Genomic DNA, 13969 nt, shown 5'->3' with positions numbered 1-13969 from the left:
TGGCAGGGGCCACATCGCGCCGTCCTGAGACGTTTATTCGCGATACGGAAGCTTGCCGCGCCTGGCGTCTTCCGGCATGGGAGCGAAATCCAGTCGCTCACCCTGTTGCACGCGCCAGGCATCCAGTCGTCCGCGTAGCTCCGCCTGCGTGCCTGCGTAGGCGGGATCGCCGGCCAGATTGACGAGCTCGAAAGGATCGTTGGTGAGATCGTAGAGCTCATCCACCGGTTTGACTTGATAGCGACGAACCATGCGCGCCGCCGCGGGATCGGTTTCGGCGAGCTTCAACCAGGAGGCCCAGTAATCGCGGCCATCGACGCCGTCGCCTTCGCTGATGTGAGTTCCATAGCGTAGGTCAGGGCGCAGATTCACGATGTACTTGAAGCGCTCGGTGCGAATCGCACGCATCGGAGCACGGTTCATCTTGCCGTCGCCCGTGTGAGCGGCGAAAGCAGCATCGAGATGCTTGGTGGCTTTGCCTTCGATCACCGCCGTGAAGCTTCGGCCGTCGATGTTCTGTGGCGCTTCGCCGCCTGCGACTTCGACCATCGTGGGCAGCACGTCCACGAGTGACACGATCGCACCGTTCGAGGCGCCGCGAGGTGTGTGGCCAGGCCATACCGCGATGAACGGAACGCGCATGCCGGCTTCGTACAGTGACCATTTGCCGAAAGGAAATTGAGCGCCCTGATCGGCCGTGAACATGAACAGTGTGTTCTTGGCATAGCCATAGCGATCGAGGGCCGCGCGCACGATGCCGACCTCGCGATCCATCTGCGTGACATCGGTGTAGTACTTCGCGAGCGCCTTGCGCGTCTCCGGCGTGTCGAGCATGTACGGCTTGAGAGTGAAGTTCTCGGGCGTGTAGCCGTTGTTATCAGGCCAGAACACGTGCGGCGAATGAGCGGCGACCACCAAAGCCAGCGGTTGCTTCTGATCGTGCGACTTCAGCAGCGCTTCGATGGCCGGGGTGCCCAGATCGGTGTACAGCACCTCCGGTTTTCCTGGCGGGCTCACGTTCGAGTTCGGCAGGTACTCGAAGGGGAAGATCTCGCGGGGGCCGAAGTGCGTCTTGCCCGCGATCACGGTGCGATAACCGAGCGCGGTCAGGTACTGCGGCAGCGTGCGAACGTCGGCTGAGACGAGGCTGTGGTTCGCATGTGCGCCATTGCGCATCGGATAGGTGCCGGTGAACAGCGAAGAGCGTGACGGTACGCAGGTCGGCGACGCCGCGAAGGCGCGTTGGAAGGTCACGCCTTCGCGGGCCAGCTTGTCGACGTTCGGCGTGCGCACGTCCTGATTTCCATACGCGCCGAGATCGTGCCAGCTCAGATCGTCGGCGATGAACAGCACGATATTCGGGCGGTCGGCGGCCGAGGCGACGCTGCAAACGAAAAGCGCGACGAGAGCGAAGATGCGCTTCATTAGAAGCGCACCCGCATGCCGAGCGTGTAGATCGAATCGTCATACCGATAGTCGCGGTTGAAGTACGACTCGCCCATGTAGCTACGGTACCTCGATCCGAGCACGTTGGTGCCGCCCAGGTCGACGCGCACGGCTTCGGTGATGTCGTAGCCGACGCTGAAGTCGAGACGACCCGCCGCGCGCACGTAGCTGAGAAACGCCGTGTTATCGATGGGGCGCAGCGCGTTGCCGCCGGTGAGATCTTCGTCGAAGTACTTCGAGCGGTACGTGTACACCGCGCGTGCCGACCAGCCAGAGCGCTCGTACAGCAGACCCGCGTTGAAGTTGTGCTCGGACACGCCCTGCAGCGGGAAGCCCTCGAGAGTCTGGTCGGCTTTCACTTCCGAGTCGGCCCACGTGTAGTTGCCGAACACGCCGAAGCCGGCCCAGGCGCCAGGCAGAAAGTCGAAGAACATCTGTCCACCGATCTCGACACCTTGCAACTCCGCAGTCGCGACGTTACGGGGCCGAGTGATATTGTAGGTGATGCCATCGATCACTTCCGCGGTGACGCCGTTGATCACTCGGTCTTTGATATCGCGGTAGTACACACCCGCGGCCACGAAGCCGGAGTCGAAGTAGTACTCGAGGGTGGCGTCGTAGCTGTCGGAGGTCTGCGGCTTCAGATCCGGATTGCCCGCGCTGCCCGAGTTGATGACGCTTGGATTGGTCGCGACGATGTAGTTGATGCCGGGATTGAGCGCCGAGAAGCCCGGGCGGCGAATGGTCTTGGAATAGTTCAGGCGTGCCTGCAAACCATCGGTGATGACCAGGCGCGCACTGAAGTTCGGCAATACGTCAGTATCGGTCGTGTCAGCGCTCACGGGGACGATCACGTTGCTGACGAGGCCTGCGCCGCTGATCGAGCGCTCGGTGCGCGTCGGACGCACGCCGATCACGCCGTCGAGGATCGAGCTGCCGAGCTGAGTTTCATAGGTGGCCTGCACATAGCCAGCGTAGGTTTTCTCGGTCGCATCGAAGTGACGCTCCGGCGCGTACACCGGATCGCTCCCGTCGCCGAAGCCGAAGAACTGCCGGAGCAGGGCGCGTCCCGCGTCGCTGCGCAGATAATCCGGGTTCGGCACCAATGCGGGGGCGCCGCCGTTGATGCGAGGGATGCCGGGCGTATACGAGTAGAAGTTGTCCGGCACGCCTGCGGCGCTGACCAGTGTGTTGAGGTCGCCGCCAGGCGCCGTACGATTGACTTGGGCCTGTTCGAACTCCGCGCCGCGGTCCGCGTAGCGCAGACCGGCTTCTAGCTTGGTGATGAACGAATCGAGCCGGTAATCGGCGTCGAACTGCGTGGCGAACATGTCGCCCGTGGACTTGTTGAAGTTCTGGTTCAGGCCGTTGCGGAAGTACATGCCGTCGGCCGAGCCGAGCGGATTGCCGGGCATGTTGTAGAGACCGCCGTCATTGAAGTCCGAGTTCACCGTGATCGTGGGAATGCGCTTGCCGATATCGACGATGAAGACTTCCTGCTCGAACGTCGAGTCCTGGAACGACACTTCGCCCTTCAGATTGAGGCGCTCGCCTTCCCAGCGGGCGCCCAGCGCGCCGAGATAGTTATCCGTGCTTTCATCGCGTGACTGCGAGCTCGTGAACGCGGTGGCGTTGGTGAACGTCGCGGAGGTGACATTGCACACGTTCCGTACGGTGAAGGCGTTGTTCGCGAGTTGGACCGCATTGGGGTTGAAGCCATCCGCATTGACGCGGGCGAGGAAGCAGTCGCCGCTGGGCTCTCCCACGTCCTGCACGCCGGTGTTGGCGCTGAAGAACTGACTTTCGATGAAGGCCGACTGATGCTCGGAGCGGTAGCCGGCAAACACGGCGTCCGCGTAGAGCTGCAGCTCGTCGGTCGCTTGCAGCTGAAAGGCTGCGTTGGCCTGCGGACGCTGATACGAGCCGTAGTGATTCACGCCGCCCGCGACGTTCTGAATCATCAAATCGGGCTGGTTGTAGCGGAACCCCATGGAACGGCGGATTGGCGCGTAAACGACCGGACGGCTGAAATCCGTATCGCTCCACGACACGTTGAGCAGCGCGCCGAGCTCGCCGATGCCCGTGTCCCAGCGATCGGTCATGAGCACGCTCAATTGCGGATTCACTTCTTCGACATTGGTCGCGTAGTTCGCGCGCGCGCCGACCACCACCGTCGGATCGTTGAAGTTGAACGGCTTCTGCAGCCGCAGATCCGTGACGCCGGCGATGCCGCCTTCGATCAGATCGGCGGTGGTGGACTTGATCACGTCGACGCGGGCGAGGGCGTCCGCGGGAAGATCCTGGAAGGTGAAGCTGCGTCCGGTCGTCGTGAAGAACTCACGACCGTCGAGCGTCGTTTGAATGTCGCTCAGACCGCGAATCAGCACGCCGACGATTTCGTTGTTGTTGCCGATCGAGACCTGCACGCCAGGCACGCGCTGAAGCGCGGCGGCAGTGGTCGGATCGGGGAACTTGCCGATGTCCTCGGCGACGATCGAATCGACGACCTGCACCGACTCGCGCTTGATTTCGGCGGCCTTTTCGAGACTGCCGCGAATGCCGGTTACGACGATTTCTTCGAGCTGTGTCGTCTCGGCAGTCGCGGTCGACTGCGCCAACGCCCCATGCGCGCCGAGCAGACCCAACGCCGACGCCGTGTAGAAGAGAGTAGTTTTCCGTCTCACTTTAGACCCCCTGAGTCGTGACCGATCGGACGCTGCTTTGCGACCGCGCACCGGAATATAATGATTAGTATGATAAAAGAGAATGCTTTAAAGAGATTTATCATATCAATAAGATTTCCTTATCTGTGGCTTGGGCGCAACGCAGGCGGGGCAATGCTGAATCGGTGTGCTTTGTTGTCTTTCTGGCTGCTGAGCGCCTGTCAGGCGATGGCGGCGGATGCGGCCCGCAATCCCGTGCTGCGCCGGAATTTTCCTGATCCCTTTCTGCTCGAAGCCGGGGGGCGCATTTATGCGTATGCCACCAACTCCGACGGGCTCCGCGTCCAGGTATCGTCGTCCACTGATCTCAATCATTGGTCGACGCCGACCGATGCGCTCGCTCGCTTGCCTGCATGGGTGAATCAAAACAAACCAGACGTGTGGGCTCCGGAGGTCTTGCGCGTCGACTCCCGTTACGTGTTGTACTTCAGTGCTCGTTCCAAATCGGTCACGAGACCCGACGGAGTGGGGCGGTTGTGTATCGGCACGGCGCTCAGCAGACACCCTGATCGCGAGTTCGTGCCGAGCGATTCGCCGATGATCTGCGACGAATTCGCCGAAGGCGTGATCGATGTGAGTCCGTTTCGCGATGGCGATCGGCTCTATCTCTACTACAAGAATGACGGCAACTGCTGCGGACGGGAGACTTCGATTTTCGGTCGCGAGCTGGATTCGACAGGGCTCACAGCCATTGGCCCGACGAAGAAGCTCGGCGTGAGTAACGATCAGCCCTGGGAAGGACACGTGATCGAGGCGCCCACCATGATGGAGCGGGAGGGCGCGTACTATCTGTTTTATTCAGCCAATGCGTACGACAAGGCCGCTTACGCCGTTGGATATGCACGGTGCGAAGGGCCGCTTGGACCGTGCAAGGACGCAAGCACGCAGCCGATTCTAAAAACGCCCACGCAGCCGCTCGGTTGGTTTGGACCCGGACATCAGTCGATCCTGCAGGTCAGGGGGCGCATGGTGATGGCGTATCACGCATGGAACTTGCTGCCGGACGGGAAGCGGGATCGCTGCCGGGCGATGCATATCGATGAGCTGAAATGGACCGCGAACGGCGAACCGCTGGTTCAGCCGGATACCACGCCCATGGATGCCTGGCGGTGTCCGCCGCGGAAATAAAACATGAGGGCCGCGCTCGCTAATCGCCATCGCCATCCCCTGCCAGGTCGAGTGGCGGCACCGGAAAACTTGCAATGCGCTCGTTGATGAGTGTTTCCAAGCGCGCGTACAGATCCTCCATCGGGCCATCTCCGGCTTTGGATGCGGATTGTTTGAGCACTCTACAGCCGCCGGCGAGGGCAAGCAGTTGTCGCACGACGTAGTCGTCCGCGCATGGTGGCCGGATTCCGATGAACGATGCCGAGTATTTAGTGGGCTTACGGAGACATCTGCATCGCCTCTTACCGAGCGAGACGAAGTAAGCCCACGAGCGAGAACTAAGCGTCCAACTGCCGCAGGTAATGTGCGTGACGCTACGGTACGGGCCTTGCGGGGGTTGAGGGCTCCCGAAGGTCCCACCGATACTCGTTGTGCTGAGTTTGGCGACAGCAGGGCCTGTCTTATGCCTAAAATGGCGACATGAATCCCCATGTTGTGCCTAAAATAGCGACACAGACACCGTCTTGCGCCTAAAATAGCGACGCCCCAGCCTCCTGTTGCCTTCTTATGCGGAGAAAAGCGACGTGCTGAAAATCGCCGGCAATGACCGAGCCGAGGCCAGACGCCTGCAGCGGCTGGCTCGGCAAGGGCAGTTGCAGCGGCTGGCACCCGGCGTCTATACCGACAACTTGGATGCGCCCATCGAGTCGGTCATCCGCAGGCACCTCAATGAGATCTGCGCGCTCATCATGCCGGGCTGCATCGTGTCGCATCGTTCCGCGTTCGAGCACCGGCCGACAGGCGGCGGGCAGTACTTCCTCACCGGCCCCTACCGGCGCGAGGTGCAACTGCCTGGTGTGAAGCTGCGTTACGCGCAGGGCTCTGGTCCCACTGACACAGACATCAGGCTGCCACTGCAGAGCGCCGACGCATTCATTTCGAGTCAGGCTCGGGCTCTACTGGAGAATCTTTCGCTCAGCCGTGGCGATCCAGCGGAACGGCGCACGCTGGGTGCCTCCTTCGTAGAAGAGTGGCTCGAGCGATTCATCAGTCGTGATGTGAGCAATGAGGTTAACAAGCTTCGCGATCAAGCCCGATCGATTGCGGAACCATTGGGTCTCAACGAGGAATTCAAAAGGCTGGATGCGATGATCGGCGCGCTGCTCGGCACGCGGGCAGCGACATTGATCACGCCTCAGGCGATCGCACGCGCTGCACGTCGCCCATACGACGACGATCGAGTGGCGTTGTTCGAAACGCTCGCCGCCGAACTTCAGAGCAACCCGATGGTAGTGCCGCCTGCGGCTGCGAATGAGGATCCGCAGCTGCAGGCATTCATCGAAACCTATTTTTCGAACTTCATCGAAGGAACCGAATTCGAGATCGAAGTGGCGCACGACATCGTGGTCAACGATCGGCCACTGCAGTATCGCGAGGATGACTCCCACGACATCTTGGGAACCTACCGCGCCATCCTGGGCTCGAAGCGCGACCCGAGCCTCCCGCAGAGCGCGGAGGCGTTCATCGCTCAGCTCAAAGATTGGAATCGACTCGTCATCGAATCCCGCCGGGAGAAGCACCCAGGCGATTTCAAAACAGCGGCGAACCGGGCCGGGCAGACCGTCTTCGTCCACCCGGACAAGGTCGTCGGCACGCTGATGAAAGGCTACGAAGTCACGATGGCGGCCGCAACGCCTGCCAACCGGGCCGCGCTGGCAATGTTCGTCGTCACCGAAGTGCATCCGTTCGATGACGGCAACGGTCGTACCGCGCGTATCGCCATGAATCATTTCTTGTCGAATGTGGGCCTGACGAGAATCATCATTCCCACGATCTATCGTGACGACTACCTCAGCGCACTGAAGGCGATGTCGAATGGTCATGCCGTGCCGTTGCCCCGTATGCTCGCCTTTGCAGCGGGCTTCAGCCGGTGGCTCGATGTCAGCTCGAGGCAGAGGGCATTTCAGGCGCTGGCGCGATCGAATGCGATGAAGGAAGACCCGAGGAGGTTTCGGTTGGAGATTGAAGGTGAGGGAGGGCAATCTAGCCTCAGGCGCCGGATCGACTGACATGTAATGCGTGGCAGGATCTGATCATCGCCGCGATCGAAGCTGAGGGTGATTAGCCTGAGGACCGAGTATCGCCGAACTCTCGGCGATACAGCTAAGCGCCAATTTCACCGGACGCACTCCGGAAGCGCCCGGGTCGGATCTGCAAGCTGATGCGGATCGAACCAGGTTCGCGCGGCAATGAGCCTGCGTGCGACGATCGCATCTTTCGAATTGTTGATACTCTCCATCGCGAGCAGTTCGCCGGCACGGAGATAGCCGCCGCAACGCCTTCGATCGGCAGCGTGCGTTTCAACGCGGCGGTGGCGCGTGCGTCTTGCTGGAATCTTCGGCCAGTACTCGTGAGCCAGGGCTCCTGCAGGCTGCCGTGCATGGCCTCCTTGTGTCGACGCAATGCTGACCGTGTGTACCGCATCGACGAACGTGTAGTACGCACCGGCAGTTCCTCGAGCCAGGTGCCAGTCGCGCCATGATCGCCGAGGCGGTCGTTCGAGGTGACGACCATCAAGATGTTCGTGGACATGGGGTCTCGTGATCGCGCCCTGCCGGTGGGCAGGGCGATGTGTGAATGTCGGTGCGCGTGGTCGCAGCGGCGGGGGCCGGACCCATCGTCCATAGAGGGGGCACAACCACCTGCCATTGGCCAAGTCCGCGTCGATGGAGCTGCCGAGACTGCCGGCGCCGCTGGTCATGCGCCAGGAACTGCTCTCCCGCATGTTGTGCGATCAACCACAGGTGCGCTCGCGCGCGCTGAGCTATCGCGCCACGCGTGTCGGCTGGGTAGTGCGCCTGAGCGCCGTGAGCAATTCGGGATCGGCTTGACCGAGGGCCGAGCTTCGATACGTGATCTCGCCGTTGGCGTCGAGCAATGTCACGATACTCGAATGGTTATAGCCGCCCTCGGGTAGCTTGCGATATTGAATGCCGAGCACCGCGGCGATCTTTCGCACGCTTGCCGCATCCGTGCGCGCGAGCGTCCAACGGCTGAGGTCGAGTTTTCGACTCTCGCCCAGCGCATTCAGGTTCGCGACCGTGTCGCGTTCCGGATCGATGGAGATGAGCAGAAAGCGCAGTTGGGCCCGCTCGCCGGGCGGCGCAGCGCGCTCGGTCGCTCGCAGCGTGTCGATCAGCAGTGGACAAGCCATGGGGCAGCTGCCATAGAACATGGTGACGAGCACCGGATGGCCCCGGTAGACGTCCATTCGGCGCAGTACTCCGCTCTGGTCGGCCAATGCGGCCTCGAGCTGATAGATGGATCCCGCCGAATCGGCGCGCACGACCGTGGCGAGCAGCAGCAGTGCGAATAACAAACGTTTCATGATCCTGTCCTCACTTCGGACGCGCAGCGGAATCCCATCGTTGCGCTGGTATAGCGGGCCTTCATGCTCGACAGCATCGCGATGCGCATGAGGGTCGCGTAGTTTTCTTTTTGCTCCAGGGTCAGCGCACCTTCGCCACAAAAGCGCATGACATCGGCGCTGCTCTGTTCGCGGTTGTCCGAAGACACGAGCATGCCCCCAGCATCTTCCACCCATTCCCAGATCACGCCGTGCAGATCTTGAATGCCGTACGCGTTGGCGGCGGTGCCGCCGACGTCGGGCAATGGCCCACGCCCAGAGCGCGAATACCAGTTCAATATCTGCTGTCGCCAGGCAGGATCGTTTCTGGCGTCGCGTTGCCGGTCGCTCGCGGCAGCGACGTATTCCCATTCGTGCCAACGTGGAAGCCGAGCGCCTTGCGCTTCACAGTAAGCGGTCGCCGCAAACCAGCTCACGTGTACCACTGGCCGGTGGCGATTTTCCTGACCAGGATCGAGCGTTGATGTCCGCAGTAGATCAGGGATGGCCGCAAACAGGCCCGCGGGGTGGTGAGCGCGGGCCACGGTGATGATGAATCCATACACCAGTAAGGCCGCGAGCCAGCACAAAACGCGTATTTTTCGGGTCGAACCGCGCTTCAATGCAAAGGTGCCGAGCACGATGTATATCGCCAGCAGCACTACCTTCACCGTCAGCCAGGCATGCACGAATGGGTACTGATGCAGCACGGTGGCGAGCATCAGCGCCGCCGTCAGCAGTGTCGTATCGATCAGATAGCTCAAGTAGCGAAGCGGCGCTGCCATCGCCCAGGTCATGCCGGCATTCACGGCCGCGCCGCGTATCAGGAACAACAGGCCGCTGAGCATCACGGCCGCGATATGAACGGATTTGATCTGCGGATAGAACTCGATCATCCAGCGGCACCGTCAGCCCGGGGGGTGAGATAAATCCAGCCGGATCGTAACACCCACGGCGCGAAGGCAACGAGCCAGCCGATGGCAGCCACCGCTTGCATGGCGAGCGCGTCGGGCACGAGCTCCGCGACGATGCGCGTGACTGCCACGATCTGCACCATGATGAAGGCGAATGCCGCGACTCGACCGAGCACCAGCGGGCGACCCGAATGTCCCTGAGTGACGCGCGTCACCATGGCGACCAGCAGGCTGCCGAAGAATCCGATGAACAACGCATGCGCAGGCGCGCGGCCCAGAATGAATTCGGTGCTCGCCGCGAATTGCAGGCTCTGGATCGCATACAGCGCAAAAGAGATGGGGAGCCAGAAGAAGCCAAGAAACAGGACTCGCAACAACGCGGGCATGGCCGTCCGGCGCGGCCACCACAGCCAGGCCAACCAACCCGTCATCGCCGCCAGAGGCACATCCACTATCCATAGCCAGGCGTAGGCATGTCGCAGCTCGAGCCAGAGGTGCACCATTGCAAGCGCCCAAAACAGCGCGAGCGTCCACATCGGTCGGATGGGTTGGTAACCGCGCAACGCCGCGCTCGCGAAGAACGGAATCATGCGATGACAGATCGTGAAATAGATCGGTAACAGAACGGCCAGCGTGCCGAGCTTGATGGTAACGAACATCACGCGCGCATCGGGGTGATAAAGATAGAGGGAGTAGAGCACCAGACCGAGCAAGCCGAAGCCGAGCGCGAAAGCGCAGCTGACGGCATGCCAGGTGCGGCCGCCTTCCTGGTACAGGAGTCGCACCAGCCAAACGGTGCCGATGAACCAGCCTCCCGTTGTCAGCACCGCGCCGATCTTCAACAGCAGCGACGGGTCTGCGAAACCCACGACCGCCGCCAGGGTAACGAGCTGTCCTCCGAACATGCCGACACCGACGGGCACGTAGTGCGCACGTCGCAGCGGTGGCAACGACAGCCACCGCGGAAATACAGTCAACAGGAATCCGAACATGAAAGCCGGCAGTACCTGGTATTGCATGATGACGGCATGCATCCATCCCGGCGGCGCGGGCAATTGCGCGCTGGCTCCTCCAAGCCAGCGCGCATCGATCAGCCACCAGGTCCACCACAGCATTGCCAGCAACACGTTGGTTGCTCCTATGAAGAACATCAGGCGGTGGGGGGCAGCCGCGATGATGCGCAACGTGCTGGGGGGCAAAGTGACTGAGTTCATGACGCTACTTCCGTGGGGGGGCTCAACGTTCGGCGACTTGCACGCCCTTGGGCACTTCGAGGGTCGCCTGCTTGGGCGCGATCAGGCGGATCACGAAGTAGGCGAGCGACAGGGCGCCGACACTGAAGATCGTGTCGCCGGGCACGCGCATCCAGACCAGCAGTTGGATGATCGGCTTCTGCATCAACTCGGCGGAGCGGGCATACCAGTAGCCATGCTCGATGGCCGCATCGAGCTGGATGACGCCGATGGGCAGCAACGTGAGCAGCGCCATGCCGGCCAGGCCGACGTTGAACGCCCAGAAGCTGGTCTTCAGCACGCGCTCGTTCCACACGACGTTGGGTTTGATGCCGCGCAGGCAGAACAGCATCAACCCGACTCCGAGGAAGCCATACACGCCGAACAGCGCGGTGTGGCCGTGCAGGGGAGTGAGGTTCAGGCCCTGCATGTAGTACAGCGGCAGCGGCGGATTGATCAGGAAGCCGAACAGTCCGGCGCCGACCACGTTCCAGAACGCCACCGCGGTGAAGAACAGAATCGGCCAACGATAGCGCTGCATCCAAGGGGTCGCCGAGCCGAGCTTGAACGTTTGATAAGCCTCGAAGCCGATGAACGCGAGCGGCACGACTTCCAGCGCCGAGAAACTGGCGCCGAGCGCGATCACAGCCGTCGGAGTGCCGGTGAAGTAGAGGTGATGCAGGGTGCCGAGCACGCCGCCGCTCAGGAACACGATGGTTGCGAACAGCACCGCCACTGTGGCTGTGCTCGTGCGCAGCAAACCGAGTCGTGTGAAGAGGAACGCGATCACCGCGGTCGCGAACACTTCGAAGAAGCCCTCGACCCACAGGTGCACGACCCACCAACGCCAGTACTCCACCATCGACAGATGGGTGTGCTCGCCCCACATCAGGCCGGCGCCGTAGAACAGGCCGATGCAGACGGTGGAAAGAAACAGCAGCATGGTGATGGATTTCGACTCACCGCCTTTGCGCAGCGCCGGCCACAGCGCGCGGCCGACGAGGAACAGCCACACGCCGAGTCCGACGAACAGAAACAGCTGCCAGAAGCGACCGAGATCGACGTATTCCCAGCCCTGGTGGCCGAACCAGAAGTTCTTGTCCAGGCCGAGCTTCTGCATGACCGCGAACCACTGTCCGGCGAACGCGCCGACCACGATGACGATCAAGCAGGTGAACAGGAAATTGACGCCGAACCGCTGATGCTTCGGCTCGTGACCGGAGATAGCCGGTGCGATGTACAGGCCCATACCGAGCCATGCAGTCGCGATCCAGAGCACTGCAAGCTGTGTATGCCAGGTGCGGCTGAGCGAGTAGGGCAGATAGTTGGCGAGTGCGAAGCCGTACGCTTCCTGGCCTTCAACCTGGTAGTGCGCGGTAATAGCTCCGAGCAGGATCTGCGTCAGGAACAATGCCACGACCAGCCAGAAATATTTTGCCGTCGCCTTCATCGAGGGCGTGATGCGAATCAGCGCCAGCGGGTCCGTCGCTGGCAGGGCGGCGGGCGCTTCTTCCTTGTGTCGCGCGTGATGCCAGCCGAGCAGGGCGATGCCTGCGATCAGGAACAGCTCACTGAAGACCGTCCACATCAGCAACTGCCCCGGCGGTTCGTTGCCGACCAAGGCATCGTGCGGCCAGTTGTTTGTATAGGTCACAGCCTTGCCCGGACGCTCGGTGACCGCCGACCAGGCGGACCACCAGATGAACGCATTCAATGCGGCGCGATGCTCGGAGGTGAGCACCGTGTTGTCCTTCATTGCATAGGCTTTGCGCAGTTCCAGCGTGGCCGGATCGTTACTGAATAGTGATTCGTAGTGAGCCGCGACTTGCGCCATCGCGAGGGCACGATCCGTTGAGATCGTGACTGTGTCGTTGCTCGCATCGTAGGTGTTCTTGCGAATGCGCGGCTGCAAGCGTGCGGCGAATGCCGCTTGCGTGTCTTCGGGTAGCTTCGAGTATGCGTGCGACGTTTCTCGCCGGGCGTCGATGTCGAGCCAGGCGACGGCCTCGCGATGCAGCCAGTCCGCGGTCCAGTCTGGTGCGACGTAGCTGCCGTGCCCCCAGATGGAACCGAGTTGCTGGCCGCCAATGGATTGCCATACCTGGCGTCCCTTCTGGATATCGGCGCGCGTGTAGACGGTCGTGCCGTCCTCCGTCACGACCGCCGACGGAATCGGCGGCATCACTCGATGTATTTCACCACCTACCCACAACAACACTGAAAAGGACAACAGCAGCAGGACGCCTAGTCCCAGCCACAACCTACGACTCGAGTTCATGAATCCTCTCCCACTGGTACGTGGGTCGGATTGTGTTGCCGGGTGGAGAGCTACGCCTTGATCTAGGTCAGGCGAGTTCCCGTTTGCGGTTCAGGCGGTGCGCAGGACGTCGCTCGACAGCGTTTCCAGCTGTTTGCGATCCGTGAGCTCGATCTCACGTCGCTCGACGTGGATCAGGCCTTCATCCTGAAAGCGACGAAACACACGACTGACGGTTTCTGGGGCGAGGCGCAGATAATTGGCGATGTCGGTGCGGCTCATGGTCAACACGAACCGATTGGGTGAGAAGCCGCGAGCCGCGTATCGTCGCGACAGGGTGATGAGGAACGCCGCCATGCGCTCGTCGGCGGAGAAATTGCCGGACAAGAGCGCCGCCTTACCGATGTCGAGACTGAGCAGCTTGAACAACTGCTGCTGCAAACCCGGCATGCGCATCGCGAGCGCGGCGATGTTCGGAAAGGAGAATCGGCACAGGATCGCCGAGTCGAGCGCCACGGCGTTGCTCGGATAGCGCGCCTGTGAGATCGCGTTGAGTCCGATGACTTCGCCGGGGAGGAAAAATCCTTGTACATGCTCCCGGCCTTCGTGGTCCGTGACATAGGTCTTCACCGTTCCCGAACGCACGGCCGCAATCGCGGTGAACGGATCGCCTTCCCGGAAAATGTGCTCGCCTTCGTGAAAGGGGCCGATGTGCTCCACGAGCACGTGCAGGTCGCGCAACTGGCTCTTGTCGTAACCGCTCTCGAGACACGCAGCCGAGAACGCGCAAGTGCTGCAAAAGTGGAAGGCATCGCCGTCATCGGCGATCCCGCGGGGAGGTTGCTCCGTACCGCTCATCCGGGCAGGCTCCGCCGGGCTGCCGA

General features: G+C 61.7%; 11 protein-coding genes. 2 read left to right on the top strand and 9 right to left on the bottom strand.

Going from position 1 to position 13969, the window contains the following annotated elements; all coding sequences use genetic code 11:
- Positions 1–33: 33 nt before the first annotated feature.
- A complete protein-coding gene (locus VGD45_RS08220) occupies positions 34–1425 on the bottom strand; it encodes a sulfatase (RefSeq protein ID WP_331154798.1) in 1392 nt (463 codons plus the stop codon).
- Positions 1425–4130: a TonB-dependent receptor gene (locus VGD45_RS08215; RefSeq protein WP_331154797.1), complete on the bottom strand. Its 2706-nt coding sequence runs from the start codon at positions 4128–4130 to the stop codon at positions 1425–1427. Before VGD45_RS08215 ends, VGD45_RS08220 begins: the two co-directional genes overlap by 1 nt.
- A gap of 153 nt (positions 4131–4283) precedes the next feature.
- Here VGD45_RS08215 and VGD45_RS08210 point away from each other — a divergent pair, with 153 nt between their 5' ends.
- Positions 4284–5297 (top strand): glycoside hydrolase family 43 protein, encoded by a 1014-nt coding sequence (locus tag VGD45_RS08210; RefSeq protein WP_331154796.1) that lies wholly within the window; start codon positions 4284–4286, stop codon positions 5295–5297.
- Positions 5298–5316: 19 nt separating this feature from the next.
- Here VGD45_RS08210 and VGD45_RS08205 read toward each other — a convergent pair whose 3' ends face one another.
- Entirely contained in the window at positions 5317–5493 is a 177-nt protein-coding gene (locus VGD45_RS08205; protein WP_331154795.1) for a hypothetical protein, read from the bottom strand.
- Between the two features lie 367 nt (positions 5494–5860).
- Between VGD45_RS08205 and VGD45_RS08200 the strand changes: the two genes are divergently transcribed.
- Positions 5861–7345, top strand: coding sequence for a Fic family protein (locus VGD45_RS08200; RefSeq protein WP_331154794.1), 1485 nt, complete (start codon positions 5861–5863; stop codon positions 7343–7345).
- A 107-nt stretch (positions 7346–7452) separates the two neighbouring features.
- On the opposite strand, the gene VGD45_RS34330 is transcribed toward VGD45_RS08200, so the two are convergent.
- The 6 genes from VGD45_RS34330 to VGD45_RS08170 form a co-directional block, all read right to left on the bottom strand.
- Positions 7453–7575 (bottom strand): oxidoreductase C-terminal domain-containing protein, encoded by a 123-nt coding sequence (locus VGD45_RS34330; protein ID WP_414717562.1) that lies wholly within the window; start codon positions 7573–7575, stop codon positions 7453–7455.
- 525 nt (positions 7576–8100) lie between these two features.
- Positions 8101–8664, bottom strand: a complete 564-nt coding sequence (locus VGD45_RS08190) for an SCO family protein (protein WP_331154792.1) — start codon at positions 8662–8664, stop codon at positions 8101–8103.
- Entirely contained in the window at positions 8661–9578 is a 918-nt protein-coding gene (locus tag VGD45_RS08185) for a SirB2 family protein (RefSeq protein WP_331154791.1), read from the bottom strand. The genes VGD45_RS08190 and VGD45_RS08185 overlap by 4 nt, the downstream gene beginning before the upstream one ends.
- A complete protein-coding gene (locus VGD45_RS08180; protein ID WP_331154790.1) occupies positions 9575–10810 on the bottom strand; it encodes an NnrS family protein in 1236 nt (411 codons plus the stop codon). Before VGD45_RS08180 ends, VGD45_RS08185 begins: the two co-directional genes overlap by 4 nt.
- Before the next feature lie 22 nt (positions 10811–10832).
- The gene (locus VGD45_RS08175; RefSeq protein WP_331154789.1) at positions 10833–13106 is read right to left on the bottom strand and encodes a nitric-oxide reductase large subunit; all 2274 of its coding nucleotides are present in this window, start codon (positions 13104–13106) and stop codon (positions 10833–10835) included.
- A 90-nt stretch (positions 13107–13196) separates the two neighbouring features.
- Positions 13197–13943: a helix-turn-helix domain-containing protein gene (locus VGD45_RS08170; protein ID WP_331154788.1), complete on the bottom strand. Its 747-nt coding sequence runs from the start codon at positions 13941–13943 to the stop codon at positions 13197–13199.
- Positions 13944–13969: the final 26 nt, after the last annotated feature.

Origin of the sequence: Steroidobacter sp. (genome assembly GCF_036402275.1) — a bacterium.
GTDB lineage: Bacteria > Pseudomonadota > Gammaproteobacteria > Steroidobacterales > Steroidobacteraceae > Steroidobacter.
The sequence above is the reverse complement of the archived record's forward strand: the minus strand, read 5'-3'. Positions and strand labels throughout refer to the sequence as shown.

Bases quoted from the DNA above. Each gene is read 5' to 3' on its own strand.
- VGD45_RS08220 (WP_331154798.1), bottom strand. From the start codon at position 1,425: ATGAAGCGCATCTTCGCTCTCGTCGCGCTTTTCGTTTGCAGCGTCGCC.
- VGD45_RS08210 (WP_331154796.1), top strand. From the start codon at position 4,284: ATGCTGAATCGGTGTGCTTTGTTGTCTTTCTGGCTGCTGAGCGCCTGT.
- VGD45_RS34330 (WP_414717562.1), bottom strand. From the start codon at position 7,575: ATGGAGAGTATCAACAATTCGAAAGATGCGATCGTCGCACGCAGGCTC.
- VGD45_RS08190 (WP_331154792.1), bottom strand. From the start codon at position 8,664: ATGAAACGTTTGTTATTCGCACTGCTGCTGCTCGCCACGGTCGTGCGC.
- VGD45_RS08185 (WP_331154791.1), bottom strand. From the start codon at position 9,578: ATGATCGAGTTCTATCCGCAGATCAAATCCGTTCATATCGCGGCCGTG.
- VGD45_RS08180 (WP_331154790.1), bottom strand. From the start codon at position 10,810: ATGAACTCAGTCACTTTGCCCCCCAGCACGTTGCGCATCATCGCGGCT.
- VGD45_RS08175 (WP_331154789.1), bottom strand. From the start codon at position 13,106: ATGAACTCGAGTCGTAGGTTGTGGCTGGGACTAGGCGTCCTGCTGCTG.
- VGD45_RS08170 (WP_331154788.1), bottom strand. From the start codon at position 13,943: ATGAGCGGTACGGAGCAACCTCCCCGCGGGATCGCCGATGACGGCGAT.